17 protein-coding genes are annotated in these 17,960 nt (G+C 70.5%); 1 reads left to right on the top strand and 16 read right to left on the bottom strand.

The window, feature by feature from the left end:
- Nucleotides 1–7 precede the first annotated feature (7 nt).
- Together MMF94_RS35645 and MMF94_RS35650 are read right to left on the bottom strand one after the other, a co-directional pair.
- Entirely contained in the window at nt 8–1,003 is a 996-nt protein-coding gene (locus tag MMF94_RS35645; RefSeq protein ID WP_241041873.1) for a PDR/VanB family oxidoreductase, read from the bottom strand.
- Nucleotides 1,000–2,238, bottom strand: coding sequence for a cytochrome P450 (locus MMF94_RS35650; protein ID WP_241041874.1), 1,239 nt, complete (start codon nt 2,236–2,238; stop codon nt 1,000–1,002). The genes MMF94_RS35645 and MMF94_RS35650 overlap by 4 nt, the downstream gene beginning before the upstream one ends.
- A 135-nt stretch (nt 2,239–2,373) precedes the next feature.
- Here MMF94_RS35650 and MMF94_RS35655 point away from each other — a divergent pair, with 135 nt between their 5' ends.
- A complete protein-coding gene (locus tag MMF94_RS35655; protein ID WP_241041928.1) occupies nt 2,374–3,354 on the top strand; it encodes a LacI family DNA-binding transcriptional regulator in 981 nt (326 codons plus the stop codon).
- Nucleotides 3,355–3,385: 31 nt separating this feature from the next.
- Here the strand turns inward: MMF94_RS35655 and MMF94_RS35660 are convergent, their stop codons facing one another.
- The 14 genes from MMF94_RS35660 to iolC form a co-directional block, all read right to left on the bottom strand.
- Complete coding sequence (locus MMF94_RS35660; RefSeq protein ID WP_241041875.1) at nt 3,386–3,559, bottom strand: hypothetical protein; 174 nt, start codon at nt 3,557–3,559, stop codon at nt 3,386–3,388.
- A 228-nt stretch (nt 3,560–3,787) separates the two neighbouring features.
- A complete protein-coding gene (locus MMF94_RS35665; protein ID WP_241041876.1) occupies nt 3,788–4,660 on the bottom strand; it encodes a sugar phosphate isomerase/epimerase family protein in 873 nt (290 codons plus the stop codon).
- The gene (locus MMF94_RS35670; protein ID WP_241041877.1) at nt 4,657–5,703 is read right to left on the bottom strand and encodes a Gfo/Idh/MocA family oxidoreductase; all 1,047 of its coding nucleotides are present in this window, start codon (nt 5,701–5,703) and stop codon (nt 4,657–4,659) included. The genes MMF94_RS35665 and MMF94_RS35670 overlap by 4 nt, the downstream gene beginning before the upstream one ends.
- Nucleotides 5,700–6,569: a sugar phosphate isomerase/epimerase family protein gene (locus MMF94_RS35675; protein ID WP_241041878.1), complete on the bottom strand. Its 870-nt coding sequence runs from the start codon at nt 6,567–6,569 to the stop codon at nt 5,700–5,702. The genes MMF94_RS35670 and MMF94_RS35675 overlap by 4 nt, the downstream gene beginning before the upstream one ends.
- Nucleotides 6,566–7,585, bottom strand: coding sequence for a Gfo/Idh/MocA family oxidoreductase (locus tag MMF94_RS35680; RefSeq protein WP_241041879.1), 1,020 nt, complete (start codon nt 7,583–7,585; stop codon nt 6,566–6,568). Before MMF94_RS35680 ends, MMF94_RS35675 begins: the two co-directional genes overlap by 4 nt.
- Nucleotides 7,586–7,619: 34 nt before the next feature.
- The gene (locus MMF94_RS35685; RefSeq protein ID WP_241041880.1) at nt 7,620–8,435 is read right to left on the bottom strand and encodes an ATP-binding cassette domain-containing protein; all 816 of its coding nucleotides are present in this window, start codon (nt 8,433–8,435) and stop codon (nt 7,620–7,622) included.
- Between the two features lie 8 nt (nt 8,436–8,443).
- Nucleotides 8,444–9,430: an ABC transporter permease gene (locus tag MMF94_RS35690; RefSeq protein ID WP_241041881.1), complete on the bottom strand. Its 987-nt coding sequence runs from the start codon at nt 9,428–9,430 to the stop codon at nt 8,444–8,446.
- 143 nt (nt 9,431–9,573) lie between these two features.
- Nucleotides 9,574–10,563 (bottom strand): substrate-binding domain-containing protein, encoded by a 990-nt coding sequence (locus MMF94_RS35695; protein ID WP_241041882.1) that lies wholly within the window; start codon nt 10,561–10,563, stop codon nt 9,574–9,576.
- A 48-nt stretch (nt 10,564–10,611) separates the two neighbouring features.
- Nucleotides 10,612–11,535 carry a TIM barrel protein gene (locus tag MMF94_RS35700; protein ID WP_241041883.1) on the bottom strand — a complete coding sequence of 308 codons (924 nt, stop codon included), beginning with the start codon at nt 11,533–11,535 and terminating at the stop codon, nt 10,612–10,614.
- 2 nt (nt 11,536–11,537) lie between these two features.
- The gene (locus MMF94_RS35705; protein WP_241041884.1) at nt 11,538–13,034 is read right to left on the bottom strand and encodes a CoA-acylating methylmalonate-semialdehyde dehydrogenase; all 1,497 of its coding nucleotides are present in this window, start codon (nt 13,032–13,034) and stop codon (nt 11,538–11,540) included.
- Nucleotides 13,031–14,950: a 3D-(3,5/4)-trihydroxycyclohexane-1,2-dione acylhydrolase (decyclizing) gene (gene iolD, locus MMF94_RS35710; protein ID WP_241041885.1), complete on the bottom strand. Its 1,920-nt coding sequence runs from the start codon at nt 14,948–14,950 to the stop codon at nt 13,031–13,033. Before iolD ends, MMF94_RS35705 begins: the two co-directional genes overlap by 4 nt.
- Before the next feature lie 85 nt (nt 14,951–15,035).
- Nucleotides 15,036–15,944, bottom strand: a complete 909-nt coding sequence (iolB, locus tag MMF94_RS35715) for a 5-deoxy-glucuronate isomerase (RefSeq protein ID WP_379660556.1) — start codon at nt 15,942–15,944, stop codon at nt 15,036–15,038.
- A 73-nt stretch (nt 15,945–16,017) separates the two neighbouring features.
- A complete protein-coding gene (locus tag MMF94_RS35720) occupies nt 16,018–16,893 on the bottom strand; it encodes a Cgl0159 family (beta/alpha)8-fold protein (RefSeq protein WP_420852483.1) in 876 nt (291 codons plus the stop codon).
- Nucleotides 16,886–17,836: a 5-dehydro-2-deoxygluconokinase gene (gene iolC / locus MMF94_RS35725; protein WP_241041887.1), complete on the bottom strand. Its 951-nt coding sequence runs from the start codon at nt 17,834–17,836 to the stop codon at nt 16,886–16,888. Before iolC ends, MMF94_RS35720 begins: the two co-directional genes overlap by 8 nt.
- Nucleotides 17,837–17,960: the final 124 nt, after the last annotated feature.

Here is a 17,960-nt window from a genome sequence, read left to right on the forward strand (position 1 = left end):
ATCCCCTCTAGAGATCCAGCACGAGACGAGGGCAGCGCGACCGGGAGACGCAGATCATCATGCAGTCGTTCACCGCCTGCTCCTCGTCGGTGAGCACGGAGTCACGGTGCTCCGGCTCGCCCGCCAGCACCGCGGTCTCGCAGGTGCCGCACGTGCCTTCGCTGCACGAGGAGAGCACGCCCACCCCGGCCTCCTCGACGACATCGAGGATCGAGCGGTTCGGGGGAATCGTCAACGCGAGGCCGCTGCGGGCCAGTTCGACCTCGAAGGATCCGGAGAGCACGGGCTCGTCCACCGGCTTCGGTGAGAAGCGCTCCACACGCAACGACCCTTCGGGCCAGCTCGCGCAACGCTCCTCGACGGCGGCGAGCAGCGGCTCCGGACCGCAGCAGTAGACGAGGGTGCCGGGCCGGGGGGCACCGAGCAGGCTCTCGAGGTCGAGCAACCCGGTCTCGTCCTGCGGACGCACCGTGACGCGCGGGTCGCCGCCGAGCTCGTCGAGAAACGCCATGGACGTCCGCGTCCGCCCGCCGTAGACCAGCTCCCACTCCGCGCCCGCGGCCTGCGCCGCGGCGACCATGGTGCGGAGCGGGGTGATGCCGATGCCACCCGCGACGAACAGGTACTTCGGCGAGGGCAGGAGCGGGAAGTTGTTGCGCGGGCCTCGCACCCGCACGCGGGAGCCGGGGTGCAGAGCGTCGTGGATGCGCGCCGAGCCGCCGCGCCCGGCGGGCTCGCGGAGGACACCGAGCTGCCACTCGTCGCGGTCGGCGGGGTCGCCGCAGAGCGAGTACTGGCGCACCAGGGTGGCGTCGGGGCCCGGGAGCAGCAGGTCGACGTGCGCGCCCGGCTCCCACGGGGGCAGCGTTGCGCCGTCGGCCTCGCGCAGCGTGAGGACCACGACGCCCTCCGCCGCGATGTGGCGGCCGGCGACGACCGCGTCGAGCTCGTACTCGGGCGCGTCGCCCTCGGTGCGGGGGGCGAGGGTGACGTCCGTGGTCACGTCGTCCTCCCGGTCGGTGTGAACGAGATCGGCAGGTGGTCGAGCACGCGCATGTTCGGTGTGCTGCGGTACAGGTGCATGGGCCCGGAGATCGTGTAGTCGCCGAGCCGTGGGAGCGCGACCTCCAGGGCCACGCGGGCCTCGAGCCGGGCCAGCGGGGCGCCGAGGCATCCGTGCAGGCCCTCGCTGAACGACATGTGCCGCCGCTGGGGACGGGTCACGTCGAAACGGTCCGGGTCCTCGTACTGGCGATCGTCGCGGTTGGCGGAGCCGTAGATCAGGAACACGCGCTCCCCGGCGCGGATCGTGGTGTCGTGCAGGTGCACGTCCCGGGTGGTGGTCCGGCCGGCCACCTGCAGCGGCGCGTCGAAGCGCAGCGCCTCCTCCACGGCCGCGGGGATCAGCGACGGGTCGGCCAGCAGCATGCGGCGTTGGTCCGGGTTCTGGGCGAGCTCGCGGAATGCCGTCGACAGCAGGGCCGCGGTGCTCTCCACACCGGCCATGAACAGCACGAACGCCAGCCCGACGATCTCGGAGTGGCGATCGATCACCGGCGGGGCGAACGGCGCTCCGCCGTGGTCGTCGACGGCCGCCGTGACGAGCGTGCTGAGCAGGTCCTCACGCGGGTTGCGGCGCCGCTCCATGAGAATCTCGGCGAGGTAGTCCTTCGTGTTGTGCAGCGCGTCCCAGGCGACGGGCGTGAGCCGCGGGTCGTCGTTCTCGCGGTCCTTGAGTCCGTGCGACCAGCGCTCGAGGTCGGCGCGGTCGGAGCCGGTGGTGGGCAGTCCGAGCACGTCGAAGAACACCGCGTAGGGGATCGGCCAGGAGAGATCCTGCGCGATGTCGGCCTCGCCGGCATCGGCGAAGCGGTCGACGAGGCCAGTGACGACACGGCGGACGTCGTCCTCCAGCTTGGCGATCGTCCGCGGCAGGAACGTCCGCTGCACGATCCGGCGGAGCTGGTCGTGGCGCGGGTTGTCGATGTCGGGCAGGAAGCCCGGTGCGCTCATGTCCTTCGCGGTGTCGTCGATGTCGATGCCCTCGAACGACAGGAAGGTCTCGTGGTCGCGGGCCGCGGCGCGGACGTCGTCGAAGCGGGAGAGGGCGTGGAAGCCCCACTTCTCGCTGACGTAGACCGGCGCTTTGTCGCGTAGCAGGCGGTAGACCGGCCACGGGTCGGCCTTGAAGGCGGCGGAGTAGGGGTCGTAGACGACCGGAGGGCTGAGTGTCGTCACCGCGGTCCTCCTCGAGGCGGCTCCGGGCGGCAGCTTAAAGCGCTTTAACCCCGAGTACTATGCGATCCGACACCAGGAGCTGTCAAGAGAGCGGGGGTCGTCCTGAGCGTCGCGAATTCGGGTCGCAGGCCCCGGCTGGAGGACGTCGCCGCTGCCGTCGGGCTGTCCACCGCATCGGTATCGCTCGTGCTGCGCGGAGTTCCCGGCCCCAGCGCGCAAACTCGCGAGCGCGTGCTGGAGGCCGCCTCACGCCTGGGCTACCGGCCCGACCGCACCGCGAGCCTGCTGGCCCGCCGGCGCACGCATCTGCTCGGCGTGCCCGTCATGCTGCGCGACGCGTTCCGCGCGGAGCTGGCCGAGGAGGTGCAGCTCGCCGCCGACGAGCGGAGCTACTCCGTTGCGCTCGGTGCCGTCACGCCGGTGCACGACGAGGCCCGCGTGGCCGAAACCCTGCTCGACCTGCGGTGCGAGGCTCTCGTGCTGCTCTCGCCCGAGCTCGACGTCGGCGTGCTCGCGGAACTCGGGGGGCGGATCCCGATGGTGGTCGTGGGCCGCCACATCGAGGCCGCGGGCTTCGACGTGGTGCGTGTGGCCGACGACGAGGGGGTCGGGCAGGCCGTCGACCATCTGGTCGGGCTCGGGCACCGCCACATCGTTCACGTCGATGGTGCCGACGCATCGATGGCCGTCGACCGGCGCACGGGATTCCTCGCCGGTGCCCGCCGCCACCGCCTCGACGCCGCGCAGGTGCTACCCGGTGGCTACGACGAGGCGGCGGGCGCCTCGGCCGCCCGGCTCCTCCTCGCCGAGCCCACGCTCCCGACCGCGGTGATCGCGGCGAACGACCGCAGCGCGATCGGCCTCCTCGACGTCTTCGTGCGGGCAGGCGTGCAGGTGCCGCGCGATGTGTCGGTGGTGGGTTACGACGACGGCGCGCTCGCGCGGCTCGCCCACGTCGACCTCACGACGGTGAGTCAGGAGGCCGGCGTGCAGGCCGTGCACGCCGTGGAGGCTGCTGTCGAACGCCTGGAGGGTCACCGGGCCGGGCCACGGGAGGTCGTGCTCACGCCACGGCTCGTCGTCCGCGGGACGACGGGGCCGCCACGCCGCAGCTGATCCGCTGCTCGGGTGGGGACCAGGTCGCCGACTACTCCGCGGAGCGTGTGGGGTCGACGCGTCCGGCGTCGCGCGAGCGCTTGAGCTCTCGTAGGTGCTCGGCGATGGCCACCTCTACTGCGGCGCGGACCGCAGCGGGTGAGACGTCGGGGTCGATCGCTCGGGCCGCGGCCAGCGAGCGGGCCGAGACGGAAATGTTGATCACTTCGGTAGCTTTCCCGATGGCTGTTGTAGTAACGGGCACCGGCAGGCCCCGCGCTGTAACCCCCCGGCCATCGCCTGGACGGGCACTGATGTGCCGCCGTTGGCAATGGGCCTCCGCAACAAGGTACGCCCTCCGTTCGACCGGTTGTCGCGGGTCCCGCACCCCGACGAAGATCTCGCCCGGTTTGTTCCATATGAGAAGGCTGCGGCGGGGTGCGAGGACCGGTGGTCAGCCCCGGAGCAGGATGCGCAGGTGTTCCAGGCTGGCTCGGACGTCGGTCAGCGGGCCCTCGCCCCGCGGTTCCTCGGTGAGGATCGTGTCCTGCTCGAGGACGTACCAACCGTCGTAGCCGTGGCCGCGCAGGTGTCCGACGATCGCCTCGATGTCGACGTCACCCTGGCCGAGTGGGCGGTACATGCCCTCGCCGACGGCCTCGGTGTAGGTGCGCCTGCCCGACTGCACCTGCCCGGCCAGTCGGGCGTCCACGTCCTTGAGATGGGCGTGGGCGATCCGGTGGGGCGCCTGGCGGGTGAGCTCGGCCGGATCGGTACCGCCGATGAGCAGATGGCCCGTGTCCAGGCACAGCGCGATCGAGGAACCGTCGAGTACCCGCTGCACCTCCTCGCCGTTCTCCACCATCGTGCCGACGTGCGGATGCAGCACCGCGCGAACGCCGTGCTCGGCGGCGAGGTCCGCGAGCCGGTCCAGGTTGGTCAGCAGGGTGAGCCAGCCGGCGTCATCGAGGGTGGGACGGGTGTCGTACCCGTCGAGACCGGAGACGGCCGAGAGCACCAGCACGTCCGACCCGGTCGCCGCGTAGGCCTGCAGCAGCTTCTCGACTTCGGGCACGGGGTCGTGGCCGGCCACATGCAGCAGCAGCGGTGTGAACCCACCGACGGCCTGCAGGTGGTGGCGGGAGAGAACCTCGGCCATCGCGCCCGGCTCGGCCGGGAGGAAGCCGTCGGGTCCCAGCTCCGTGGCGGCCATCCCCACGTCCCGCATCTCCGCGAGCACCCGCGAGGGTGGCAGCTGATACCCCCATCCGGGCACCTCGCACACCCCCCAGGAGATGGGCGCCCCGGCGATCCTCTGGTCAGTCACTTCTGTGGTTCCTCCAGTTCGTACAGCACGCCCTGCGGTGTCCGCTGTGGCTTCACACCGACCGGCAGGCCCGTCTCCCACGACCGTCGTGCCGCCCTGGCCAGGTCGAACGCGGCGAGCGCGTCGTGGCCGGTCACCCGGGGAGCGCCACCGTCGCGCACGCAGCGGCCGAATGCGTCGAGCTCGTCGGTGTAGGCCTCCGGGTAGCGCTCCTCGAAGTCGCGCGGCATCTCGTGGGACGCGAGCCCGGGCGTGCGCCACTCGTAGTGGCGTCGTCTCGGCGCGTCGATCCGGACGGTCGCGGCGCTGCCCATCACCTCGGTGGAGCATTCGTAGCCGTACCGAGCCGAGCGGCTGTTGTCGATCACGCCGAGGGCGCCGTTCTCGAAGCGCAGCACGACGACGGCGGTGTCGATGTCGCCGAGCGCGGCGAACGCGGGGTCGGACGCCGCCCCGTGCGCACTGACCTCCACGACCTCACCCACCAGCCAGCGGGCGACGTCGAGGTCGTGCACGGTGACGTCGACGAAGAACCCGCCCGAGCCGGTGAGGTACGCGGGCGGCGGGGAGGTCATGTCCCGCAACGATGTGCGGAACAAGGTGACCGCGCCCAGCTCACCGGCCTGGATCCGCTGCGCGGCGGCCACCCAGTCGGGGTCGGAACGGCGATGGAACCCCACCTGGAACACCACGCCCGCCCGCGCGACGGCGTCGATCACGGCGAGCGTGGTGTCGCGGTCCAGCGAGATCGGCTTCTCGCAGAAGACGTGCTTGCCCGCCGCGGCGGCGGCCACCGCCAGCTCCGCGTGCGACCCGGTGGAGGTGGCGATCGCCACGGCCTCGACACCCTCGTCGGCCAGCAGCTCGTCGAAGCTCGCCGTCCAGGGCACCTCGAGCTGTTCGGCGAGCTGCCGGGCGACCGTGGTGTCCGCGTCGTACAGGCACGTCAGCCGGGCCGAGGCGCAGCGCGACGCCAGGTTCCGCGCGTGGATCCGTCCCATCCGCCCGAGCCCGGCGAGCCCGACGCCGACGCGGCGGCTCATGCGCCGGCCATGGCGTGGCGGCCCAGGTACTCCTGCACCTTCTCCCGGTTGAAGCGCAGCGACTCGCGCGCCCGCTCCTCCCAGGCGAAGACGCACACCGTCGCGATCCCGTCGAACCCGACCTCGGCGAGCGTGGCGAAGAACAGGTCCCAGTCGACCTCGCCCTGCCCCACGTCGAGATGCTGATGGATCCGTGCCGTCGACCCCGGTGGGTTGACGATGTAGCGCAGCCCGGACGAGCCGGTGTGGTCGAACGTGTCGGCGATGTGCAGCTGGGTGAGCAGCGGCCCGGCGTACCGCATGACGTCGGCGAGGTCGCCGCCCTGGTGGAACGTGTGCGGCGCGCAGTAGAGGAACGAGACGAGCTCGTTGTCGATCCCGCGGATCAGCTCGACCGCGCCCCGCCCGTCCTCCATGAAGTCGTCGGGATGGGGCTCGAGCACGAGCCGCACGCCCTCCTGCTCGAAGATCGGGAGCAGCTCCTCCAGCGAGCGCCAGAACTGCGCCTCGCTCGCCGCCGCCTGTTCGGGGCGCCCGTTGAACTCGGAGTTCATGACGCCGCAGCCGAGGTCGACGGTGATCTGGATGGCCCGGCGCCAGTAGCGCACCGCGGCCTGGCGCTCGTCCTCGTCGGGGCCCGACCATTTGTAGAGCGGCAGCACCGAGGCGATCTCCACGCCGGCGCCCGCGAGCTCCTTGCGGAATGCGGCGATCGTCGCCCGGTCGGCCCGCGGGTGCACGAAGAACGGCAGGAAGTCCGCTCGCGGGGACAGCTCGATGTGCTGGTAGCCGAGCTCCGCCACCAGCGCCGGCAGCTCCAGCAGCGGTGTCCTCCGCAACATGTAGGGGTCGACCGCGAGCTTCACGGTGTGGGCTCCTTGTAGAGGTCCGGGCGCTGGCGCAGCACCACCGGCACGCGCCCGCCGGAGTGCAGCGCAGCCAGGCCCGTCTCGCACCCGACCGTGGCCGCGTAGCCGTCCCACGCGCTGGGGCCGGTGGTTCCCCCGGCCGTGACGGCGTCGATCCAGGCCTGGAACTCGGTGTCGAACGCGCGGGCGAAGCGCTCCCGCCAGTGGCCCGGCACGCGGCCGCTGACCCGTCCGGCGCTCTTGACCAGGGCGCCCGCGCTCTCCGACAGCTCGACGGTGCCGTCCTCGCAGACCACCTCGCCGCGGATGTCGTAGCCGAAGCCCGCGTTCACCATGGCCTCGACGTCCACGAGCACGCCGCTCGCCATCTCCAGCAGCACGAGCAGCGGGTCGTTGAAGCCGGCCGCGGCCTTGCTGCTCACCCGCGGCTTGAACACGGTGATGGCGGCGATCTCGTCGTCGAACATCCACCGTGCGACGTCGATGTCGTGCACGGTGCTGTCGTTGATGATCATGTCGCTGGTGAAGTGCGACGGCACCGACGGGTTGCGGTGCGCGGCGTGCATCAGCAGCGGCAGCCCGATCTCGCCGCTGGTCACCACCTGCTTCATGGCCCGGTACTGCTCGTCGTAGCGCCGCATGAAGCCGACCATGACCATCCGCCGCCCCGCCGCGACCTCGGCGTCGACGATCCGGGCGCAGGCCTCCTCTGTGGTCGCGAGGGGCTTCTCGCAGAAGACCTGCTTGCCCGCTTCGATGCAGGCCAGGACGTACTCCTCGTGCGTCGGGCCCCAGGACGTGACGACCACCGCGTCGACGTCCGGATCGGCGATGAGGTCCTGCCCGGTGGCGTGCAGCGCGGCGCGCGGGAGGTCGTCCGCGACCGTCCGTGCTCGGTCGAGGTCCACGTCGGTGACCGCCGCGACCCGCGCCCCGGACAGGACGTGGGTGAGCCGTCTGATGTGGTCCTGCCCGATCATGCCCACGCCGATGACGCCGACGCCTAGAGTCACGTCGCTTCCTCTCCTGGTGTGTGGGATGCGCTGGCTAGCGCTCGAGCTCGTGGGAGAGCTCGGCGAGCTCCTGCCCGCCCGCCATCTCCGCGGCGAGCTCGTCGAGGGTCACCTCGGCGCGTTTCTTGTCCAGGACGCAGCGACCGAGCTTCAGGATGCAGAAGTGGTCGCCCACCATGAACGCGTGGTGCGGGTTGTGGGTGATGAACACGACGCCGAGGCCTGCGTCGCGAGCCGCGGCCGTGTACTTGAGCACCACTCCCGACTGCTTGACGCCGAGTGCGGCGGTCGGCTCGTCGAGGATGAGCACGCGGGCGCCGAAGTACACGGCGCGCGCGATCGCGACGCATTGGCGCTGGCCGCCCGACAGCGTGCCGATGGGCTGGTTGATGTCCTTGACCGTGATGCCCATCTTCTTGAGCTCGGTGTCGGCGATGTCCCGCATTCCCTTGATGTCCAGCGGGGCGAGCGGGTATTTGCCCTTGCGGATCTCCGAACCGAGGAAGAAGTTCCGCCACACCTCCATCAGCCCGACGACGGCCAGGTCCTGGTAGACGGTGGCGATGCCGTGGTCGAGCGACTCGCGCGGCGAGGTGAAATGCACCTCCGTGCCGTCGACCTTGACCACGCCCTCGGTGTGCGGGTGCAGCCCGGAGATGATCTTGATCAGCGTCGACTTCCCCGCGCCGTTGTCCCCGAGGACGCAGGTCACCTCACCGGCGTTGACCGTCAGGTTGATGTCCTCCAGCGCCCGGATGGCGCCGTAGGCCTTGCCGACGCCTGCCATCTCGACGAGCGGGGTGCCCGCCTTCAGATTCGCTGCCGCGTGCTCGGCGATCGTGTCGGTCATGGCCGCCCTCACTTCCTCGTCAGCGCGTAGTTCTTGACGTACAGGTTCACCAGCACGGCGAGCAGGAGCATCGCGCCGAGGAATGTGTAGAACCAGTTGGGATCGAACCCGGCAAAGACGATGCCCTGGGTCGTCATCCCGAAGATGAAGGCGCCGACGGCCGCGCCGATCACGGATCCGTAGCCACCGGTGAGCAGCGTGCCGCCCACGACCGCGGCGATGATGTAGATGAACTCGTTTCCGATTCCCAGGCCGGACTGCACCGACGAGAAGTTGAACAACAGGTGCATTCCGAGGAACCACCCCAGAACCGCGACCGCCATGAAGAGGCCGATCTTCACCTTGGCCACCGGAACGCCCACCGCGCGAGCGCTCGCCGCGTTGCCACCGGAAGCGAAGATCCAGTTTCCGACGCGCGTCCGCAGCAGCACCCACGTCCCGATGGCGACGAACAGCAACCACCAGAGCACGGTGATCTTGACCGTCATGAACCCGAGGTTGATGTCGGACGCGAAGATCGCGTGCGCCAGTCCGAAACCGTCCAGCTCCGAGACGTTGTCGCTGGCGACCGTGCCGGTCACGGCTTTCGTCACACCGAGGTTGACACCGCGGAGCATGAAGAACGTGGACAGGGTGATCAGGAAGCTCGGGATCCCCGTTCTGATCACCAGGTAGCCGTTGACGAACCCGATGACCAGCGCGACCAGCAGGCTGATGAGTACGCCCGCCCAGACGTTCAGGCTCAGCTGGTAGGTGATGAGAGCGGCCGTCAGTGCGCACGTCACCACGGAGACACCGGCCGAGAGGTCGAACTCGCCGCCGATCATCAGCAGCGCCACACCCACCGCGACGATGCCGATCGTCGAACTCGCGTACAGGACGGTCGCGAAGGACGGGAACGTCCGGAACGGCGGGGCGATCGCGAAGAAGAAGATGAAGATGGCGATCGCCGCCGCCACCGCGCCGATCTCCGGGCGGGTGAGGATGCGCGCCATGAGCGACCGGGTGGGTCGCTGCGCACCGTCTGTACCGGGACTTCTGGGCGGCTCTTTCGTCGCCACTGGGGTCGTCGTCATGGCTGCTCCAGGAGTTGCTGGGCCCAGGGGAGCCGGTCGACCGGCTTCCCCGGGGGACGCGGTCAGCGCGTGTTGTTCTGGGTGTAGGGCAGGATCTGGTCGATGTTGCTCTTGTCGACGAAGGACGGCCCGGTGAGCACCGGCTTGCCGCCGCCGAGGTCGTTGCCGTTGGTCAGCTCGAACCACAGCCCTTCGACAGCCATATAACCCTGCACGTACGGCTGCTGGTCGACCGAGAAGTCGATCTTCCCGTCCTGGATCGCCTTGGCGGCGTCCTGGTTGAGGTCGAACGTGACGAGCTTCGCCGTGTTGCCCGAGTCGGTCTGGGCCTGCATCGCGGCCATCGCGATCGGGGCCCCGAGCGTGACGATGTGGGTGATCGACGGGTCCTGGCTGAGCTTCGCGCCGATCGTCTGCTGCACCGACGGCAGGTCGGCCCCGTTGACCTGCAGGTTTTCCGTGTTCGGGTACGCCTTCTTCACGCCTGCGCATCGCGTCTCGAGCGCGACCGAGCCCTGGGCCTGGATGACGCAGAGGGTCTTGCCGCCGTCGCCCTCCGCGGCGATCCGCTGACCGACCGACTGTCCGGCCAGGTCCTCGTCCGACCCGAAGTACATCTTCGCGCCGGCCTGCTTGTACTGGTCCAGGCCCTGGTTGAACGCGACGACCGGGATGCCGGCGTCGGCCGCCTTCTTCGCCACCGGGATCACCGCGTCGGCGCTGGACAGCGTCACGGCGATGCCGTCGACCTTGCTGTCGATCGCGTTCTGGACGAGCGTGGCCTGCTCGGGGCCCTGCTCGTTGTTCGAGTACTTGAGATCGATGCCGTGCACCCGGGCCGCCTCCTCAGCACCCGCCCGGATCTTGTCCCAGAACGTGTCGCCCGCCTGTTCGTGCGTGATCATCGCGATGGTGTAGGTGCGGCCGCCGGAAGCGCCGCCTGCCTGTTCGGCCTGGTTCCTCGCCCCGCCCTGACTGCTGCACGCCGCCAGGGCGACCCCCAGCGCCGCGAGCACGGCCAGTTGCCGCATGGACTTCCGGGTACTCCTCATCGAGTTTCCTTCCAGTCACAGCCGGCGCCAGCGGCGGCTGAGGATGGGTCAGTAGGGCCACCGCCGGACCGGGCCGAGACCGCAGCCGGCGAAGTACCCGGCCGTGCGGGCGGCGATGGGCAACGGGACGTGCGGCTCCACCGGGTAGAGGTCCTGCTCCACCACGGTGTAGAGATCGGTGTCGAGCGCCGCGAGCGCGTCGAGCAGGGGTGGCATCGCCGGTTCCCCGTGCGGTGGCTCGACCATCACACCGAGTGGCACGGCCTCGGCGAGCGAGAGCTTCTCGGCGCGGACGCGGTCGCGGACAGCCGGATCGACCTGCTTGAGGTGCACGTACAGGATGCGCTCCGGGAACCGCCGGATGATCGCGATGTTGTCGCCGTCGCAGTAGGAGATGTGCCCGGTGTCGAGGCACAGGTTCACGTACTGCGGGTCGGTGTCGGCGAGGAACCGCTCCACCCGCACCTGCGTGTCGACGTGGGTGTCGGCGTGCGGATGGAACACCAGGTCGACGCCGAACTCCTCGTGCAGGAGCCTCCCGAGCTTGTCGTAGCCGGTGGTGAGGTTCTTCCACTGCTCGGGATCGATGTCGCCGGAATCGGTGGCAGCGCCGGTGTGCATGTCGGTGTACTGCTCGGGCAGCAGCACGAGGTGGCGGGCGCCGAGGGCGGTGAGCAGCCGCGACTCCTTGCGGCACGCCTCCACCGCCTCGTCCAGCGCCTCGGCACCGCGGTGCAGCCCGGCGAAGATCGTGCCCCCGCAGAGCGTGAGGTTGCGGGCCTGCAACTCGTCGCGAAGCTGCCCGGGATCCTGCGGCATGAACCCGGACGGGCCGAGCTCGGTGTGGGTGTAGCCCGCCTGTCCGATCTCGTCGAGGTACTGCTTCCAGTCCACCTGGTGTGGATCGGACGGGAACCACACGCCCCACGAGTCGGGGGCGGTGCCGAGAGTCAGCTTGTCGAGGGCAGCCATGATCAGGTCGCCGTCGGGAAGTGGTAGGAGGCGCCGCTGCCCTGCTGCACATGAGGCCACCGCGACGTGATCACCTTCGCCCGCGTGTAGAACGAGACGCCCTCGGGGCCGTGGACGTGCTTGTCGCCGAAGAGCGAGTCCTTCCAGCCGCCGAAGGAGTAGTACGCCATCGGCACGGGGATGGGGACGTTGATACCGATCATCCCGACGTTCACCCCGCGCTGGAACCGCCGGGCCGCCTCTCCACTGGAGGTGAAGATGGCGGTGCCGTTTCCGTACGGGTTGGCGTTGATCAGCGCGATCGCCTCGTCCACGGAGTCGGTGCGCACCACCGAGAGCACCGGGCCGAAGATCTCCTCCCGGTAGACGTCCATGTCGAGCCCGACGTTGTCGATCACCGTCGGGCCCACGAAGAAGCCGTTCTCGTAGCCGGGGACGGTCAGGCCGCGGCCGTCGACGGCGAGCGTGGCTCCCTGGTCGGCTCCGCTGCCGATCAGGCCGACGATCCGGTCGCGGGCCGCCGCTGTGACGACGGGACCCATCTCGCTCTCGGGTGCCCGTCCCGGGCCGACCTTCACGGCGCGGGCCTTCTCGCTCACGGCGGCGACGAGGTCGTCGGCGGCGCCACCGACGGCGACGGCCGCCGAGACGGCCATGCAGCGCTCACCGGCCGACCCGAACGCCGCCGCGACCAGGTGCTCCGCCGCGAAGTCCAGCGGGGCGTCCGGAAGGACCACCGCGTGGTTCTTCGCCCCGCCGAGTGCCTGCACCCGCTTGCCGTTCGCCGACGCGCGCTCGTGGATATAGCGCGCGATCGGCGTCGAGCCGACGAACGACACGGCGGCGACGTCCGGGTGGTCGAGCAGGGCGTCGACGGACTCCTTGTCGCCGTGGACGACGTTGAAGACGCCGTCGGGCAGCCCTGCCTCGGCCCACAGCTCCGCCACCAGCATCGACGCGCTCGGGTCGCGCTCGCTGGGCTTGAGCACGAACGTGTTGCCGCACGCGATCGCCACCGGGTGCATCCACATCGGCACCATCGCCGGGAAGTTGAACGGCGTGATCCCGGCACAGACACCGAGCGGCTGACGGAACGAGAAGACGTCCACGCCGCCGGACACCTGGTCGGAGTACTCGCCCTTGAGCAGCGTGGGGATGCCGCAGGCGAACTCGACGACCTCCAGCCCGCGCTGCACCTCACCCCGGGCGTCGGAGACGACCTTGCCGTGCTCGTCGGAGATGATCTCGGCGAGATCCTGGGTGCGTGCGTTCACCAGTTCGCGGAACGCGAAGAGCACCTTCGTGCGGGTCGAGAGCGACGACTGCGACCACGTCTCGAACGCGGTGGCCGCTGCCGCGACGGCCGTGCTCACGTCGGCCGAGGTCGCCAGCGCCACCTCGCCCTGCTGCTCGCCCGTCGCCGGGTTCCACACCGGGCCGGTGCGGGTGGAGGTGCCGGGCTCCGGCTTGCCACCGATCCAGTGGGTGATGGTCCTCACGACGATCCCTCCTGGGAGCCGGACACGTCGGACGGCCGCAGCAGGGGACGCTGCTCGGCCTTGCGCGCCTCGTAGGTCTTACGTGCTTGCTTCGTGCTGTCGAGCTGGGCGACCTCGGACACCGGAACGTCCCACCAGCTCTCCGAGGACGGGACGGGCGCGAGCGGGTCGGTCTCGATGTGGATCGCCGTGGTGCGGACGGACGCCCGCGAACGCGCCAGCGCGTCGCGGAACTCCTCGATCGTCCGCACCCGGATCACGTCGGCACCGAGGCTCGCCGCGTTGGCGGCGAGGTCGACCGGGAGCACGTCGCCGTCGAGCTGCCCAGTCTGCGGGTTGCGGTAGCGGTACGCGGTGCCGAAGCGCTGCGAGCCCACCGACTCCGAGAGCGAGCCGATCGAGGCGAACCCGTGGTTCTCCACGATGACGAGGTTGAGCTTGATTCCCTCGGACACCGCGGTGACCAGCTCCTGGGACATCATCAGGTAGGAACCGTCGCCGACCAGGGCGAACACCTCACGCTCCGGTGCAGCCATCTTGACCCCGAGCGCTCCGGCGATCTCGTAGCCCATGCAGGAGTAGGCGTATTCGACGTGGTACTGCTTCGAGTCGCGGGCCCGCCAGAGCATCTGCAGGTCGCCGGGCATCGAGCCGGCCGCCTGCACCACGACGTCCCGCGCGTCCATCACCTCGTTGAGCGTGCCGAGCACCTCGGTCTGCGCCGGGAGCGGCTGGTGGCCCAGGTGCGCTGCCTCGTCGACGACCTGGTTCCAGCGCTCGGCATGCTCGCGGTGGGTGGTGGTGTACGCCTCGTCCACGCGGTACCCCTCGACCGCGTCGACGAGTGCGTCCAGCGCCGCTCGCGCGTCGGCCACGACCATCGTGCCGGCGTGCTTCGCCGCGTCGAACGCCGCGACGTTGACGTTGACGAACCGGACGTCCGGGTGCTGGAACGCCGTGCGGGACGCCGTGGTGAAGTCGCTGTAGCGGGTGCCCACGCCGATCACGACGTCGGCCTCGCGGGCCAGTGCGTTGGCCACCGGGGAACCTGTGGACCCGACACCGCCGACGGCCTGCGGGTGGTCCCACAGCAGCGCGCCCTTGCCGGCCTGCGTGTCGGCGACGGGGATGCCGGTGGCCTCGGCGAACCGGCGCAGCGCCTCGGTGGCCTCGCTGTAGTGCACCCCGCCACCCGCGACGAGCAGGGGACGGCGGGCCGAGGAGATGATGTCGGCTGCCCGGGCCAGCGCGGCAGGCTCCGGCACCGGGCGCGGGATGTGCCAGACCCGCTTCGCGAACAGCTCCTCGGGCCAGTCGTGGGCCTCGGCCTGCACGTCCTGCGGCAGCGCGATCGTCACCGCGCCAGTCTCGGCCGGGTCGGTGAGCACCCGCATCGCACCGAGCAGCGCGGACGGGAGCTGCTCCGGGCGCCAGACCCGGTCGAAGAAGCGCGACAGCGGCCGGAACGCGTCGTTCACCGACACGTCGTAGCCGAAGGGCTGCTCCAGCTCCTGCAGCACCGGGCTCGCCACACGCGTCGCGAAGATGTCGGACGGCAGCAGGAGTACCGGGATGCGGTTGGTGGTGGCCAGCGCCGCCCCGGTGAGCATGTTCGTCGACCCCGGCCCGATCGACGCCGTGCAGGCCATCGCTTGGCGCCGGTTGCGCATCCGCGAGTAGCCGACGGCGGAGTGCACCATGCCCTGCTCGTTGCGGGCCAGGTGATAGGGGAGATCGGAGCCCGTGCCGTCACCCTGGGCCGACTCCAGCAGCGCCTGCGCGACGCCGGCCACGTTCCCGTGCCCGAAGATGCCGAAGCAGCCGGGGATCAGCCGCTGCTCGATCCCGTCGCGCTCGCTGTACTGGGCGGCCAGGAACCGGACGAGCGCCTGGGCGACGGTCAACCGAACGGTCATCGCAATCCCTCGCTGCGCTCGGTCAGCCCATAGGGAGACAACACCGCGCGGGGCCGCTGTGTCGATGATTCGCTCGCAAGCTCGCTCATGGGAAGCGCTCCTCGGTGGTCGTCAGCGGGAGCCGGGGGTCGATCTCCTGCTCGTCCCAGGTGCCGCGGATCCAGGCGTGGGCGGGGTCGTCGCAGATCAGCCAGGCCCGTTCCGGGCTCGGCCCGGCCATGACGTTGAGGTAGTAGAGGTCGTAGCCGGGCACGGCCATCGACGGCCCGTGCCAGCCGTGCGGGATGAGCACGGTGTCGCCGCTGCGGACCTCCGCGCACACGTCGATCTCGCGTCCCGGGCCGGACGTGTAGACGCGCTGGTAGGCGATGCCCTCGCCGGCCGGGCCCGGCGCGACCTCGAAGTAGTAGACCTCCTCCAGCGCAGCCTCGCCCTCCCGCTCCTCGTCGTGCTTGTGCGGGGGATAGGACGACCAGTTCGCGGCCGGGGTCAGCACCTCCACCGCGATCAGCTTGTCGGCGTCGAAGGTCTCCGGGTTGCAGAAGTTGTTCACCTGCCGGCTGGCCTGCCCGGCCCCACGCAGCTCGACGGAGACGCCGTCGGCCGGGCCGTAACGGGCGGTCAGCCGGCGGGTCGCGCGGGCCGCGGGGAGCGCGAAACGGCCGCCTGATGCCGAGGAAACGGTCACCTGCGCGTCGCGAGGGACGTAGGCGAAGTCGGTGACTCGTGAGAACACGCTCTCGCGCCCGGCGACCTCGAAGCGCTCACCGTCGCACTCGACCGTGCAGCTCCCCGAGAGCGGGAGGACGACCATCTCGTCCTCGCCGGTGGCGAAGGTGGCGCTCCCGCCCGCCGGCAGTTCGAGCACGCGCAGACTGCTGTAGCCCCAACCGGCGTTCTCCGGGGTGATGACGAGGGAGAACGTGTCGTCGCCTGTCTCGCCCCTGCGGACCAACGGGCCGACGGTGCGGGTCTCGCTCGCAAGTTCGCTCACGTCGCCTCCTCGCTGACGCTCGTCGGCCACGTTCGCGACGCTGCTGTGTCCATTGGTTCGCTCGCAAGCTCGTTCACAGGAGGCTCACCGCCGCATCCACCGCGCCGGCGACATCGTCGTTGGGTGGATAGAGCAGGGAACGCCCGATCACCAGGCCTTGCACCGTGGGGAGGGCCAGCGCCTTGCTCCAGCTCGCGAAGGCGGCGTCCTGGTCCTCGGCCACCTCGCCACCGAGGATCAGCGCGGGCAGTGTGGTCGCGGCCATCGCCCGCTCCATCTCCTCGACGATCGGCACTTTCAGCCACGTGTATGCGGACGTCGTGCCCAGGCCCGCCGCCACGCACGTTGCGCGGATCATGGCCTCGGTCGTGAGCTCGTTGCGGACGCGCCCGTCCACGCGGTGGGAGATGAAGGGCTCGACCATGGCTATCAGGCCGTGCCTCGCCAGCTCGCCGATGGCCTTCGCGCCTGCCTCCAGCGTGGCGGCCGTCGCGGGGTCCGCGGGGTCGATGCGGATGAGCATCTTGCCGCCCTCGAACCCGGTCGCGGTGAGGCTCTTCGCGTCGTAGGCGGTGAAGCGGTCGTCGATCTCGAACGTGGTGCCGGCCAGCCCGCCGCGGTTCATCGACCCGACCACGACCTTGTCGTCGAGGGCGCGGAGCAACAGGAGGTCCTCGAGGATGTCCGGAGTGCCGAGCACCCCGTTCACGCCGGGACGGGACAGCGCGAGGCACAGCCGGTCGAGCAGGTCACGCCGATCGGCCATGGCCAGCGCGCGGCCACCGGCCCGCAGCGCGCCGCGAGCAGGGTGGTCGGCGGCGATCATCATGAGCCTGCCGTGCTCGCCGAGCAGCGAGCCGGGCCTGCGTCGGTGGGCCGCGGCCTCGGCCACGGCCTGTGGCCTGCGCACGCGGCTGTCGATCAGGTCGCGGAGCTGATCCTCACGCACCGATGACCTCCCGGAGCCCGGCTTCGACCTCATCGGTAGTGGGCATGGCGTCGGAACAGGCGAGCCTGCCCGCGACGATCGCACCGGCGGCGTTGCAGAACCGCATCGCCCGCTCGAGATCCCACCGGGAGAGCAGGGCGTGGCACAGCGCGCCACCGAAGGCGTCGCCCGCTCCGAGGCCGTTCACCACCTCCACCGGCATCGGCGGCACCTGCACCTTGGCGGAGCCGTCCGACGCCAGCACACCGGCCGGGCCCTGCTTGACGACGGCGAGCTCGACGCCTGCGTCGTGCAGTGCCTCCGCGGCGGCGTGTGGCTCGCTGACCCCGACCGCGGTCTCGCATTCGTCGAGGTTGCCGACGGCGACCGTCACGTGCGGCAGTGCCTCCTGCATCCACCGGCGGGCCTCCTCCCGGGAGGGCCAGAACATCGGCCGGTAGTCCAGGTCGAGAACGGTGATCCCGCGCCGGTTCCGCTCCCGTAGCGCAGCGAGGGTGGCGCCGCGGCTCGGCTCCTGCGAGAGACCGGTGCCGGTCACCCAGAAGATGTCAGCCGCTCGCACGGCGTCCATGTCGAGCTCGTCGGTGCGGATCTCCAGGTCGGGAGCCTTGGGGAGGCGGTAGAAGTAGAGCGGGAAGTCGTCGGGCGGGAAGATCTCGCAGAACGTCACCGGGGTCGGCAGCTCGGGCACCGCCGTGACGTACCGGTCGTCCACGCCGTAGCCGCGTAGGGCGTCGTGCAGGAACTCTCCGAACGGGTCCTCCCCGGTCCGGGTGATCACCGCGCTGCGTCTGCCGTGGCGGGCCGCTGCGACCGCGACGTTCGACGCGCTTCCCCCGAGGTACTTGCCGAACGTCTGCACCTCGCGCAGTGAAACCCCGATCTGGAGCGGGTAGATGTCCACCCCGATCCGCCCCATGGTGAGCACCTCGAGGGCGCTCATGCGGTCGTTCCCGGCGTATGGCGGTCCCGGCCCCGCGTCGGCCCCGGCGTCATCGTCGCTGTCCTCCCGTTCGGGTTGTGGTCCGGGAGTGACCCGGAACACTCGGACAGATGTACTCTGACCT

This window comes from Pseudonocardia alaniniphila (assembly GCF_022524485.1).
GTDB lineage: Bacteria > Actinomycetota > Actinomycetes > Mycobacteriales > Pseudonocardiaceae > Pseudonocardia > Pseudonocardia alaniniphila.

What these genes read in the sequence shown, in the direction of transcription:
- MMF94_RS35685 (WP_241041880.1), bottom strand. Translation starts at nt 8,435, where the DNA reads ATGACCGACACGATCGCCGAGCACGCGGCAGCGAATCTGAAGGCGGGC.
- iolC (WP_241041887.1), bottom strand. Translation starts at nt 17,836, where the DNA reads ATGAGCGCCCTCGAGGTGCTCACCATGGGGCGGATCGGGGTGGACATC.
- MMF94_RS35690 (WP_241041881.1), bottom strand. Translation starts at nt 9,430, where the DNA reads ATGGCGCGCATCCTCACCCGCCCGGAGATCGGCGCGGTGGCGGCGGCG.
- iolD (WP_241041885.1), bottom strand. Translation starts at nt 14,950, where the DNA reads ATGACCGTTCGGTTGACCGTCGCCCAGGCGCTCGTCCGGTTCCTGGCC.
- MMF94_RS35700 (WP_241041883.1), bottom strand. Translation starts at nt 11,535, where the DNA reads ATGGCTGCCCTCGACAAGCTGACTCTCGGCACCGCCCCCGACTCGTGG.
- MMF94_RS35670 (WP_241041877.1), bottom strand. Translation starts at nt 5,703, where the DNA reads ATGAGCCGCCGCGTCGGCGTCGGGCTCGCCGGGCTCGGGCGGATGGGA.
- MMF94_RS35695 (WP_241041882.1), bottom strand. Translation starts at nt 10,563, where the DNA reads ATGAGGAGTACCCGGAAGTCCATGCGGCAACTGGCCGTGCTCGCGGCG.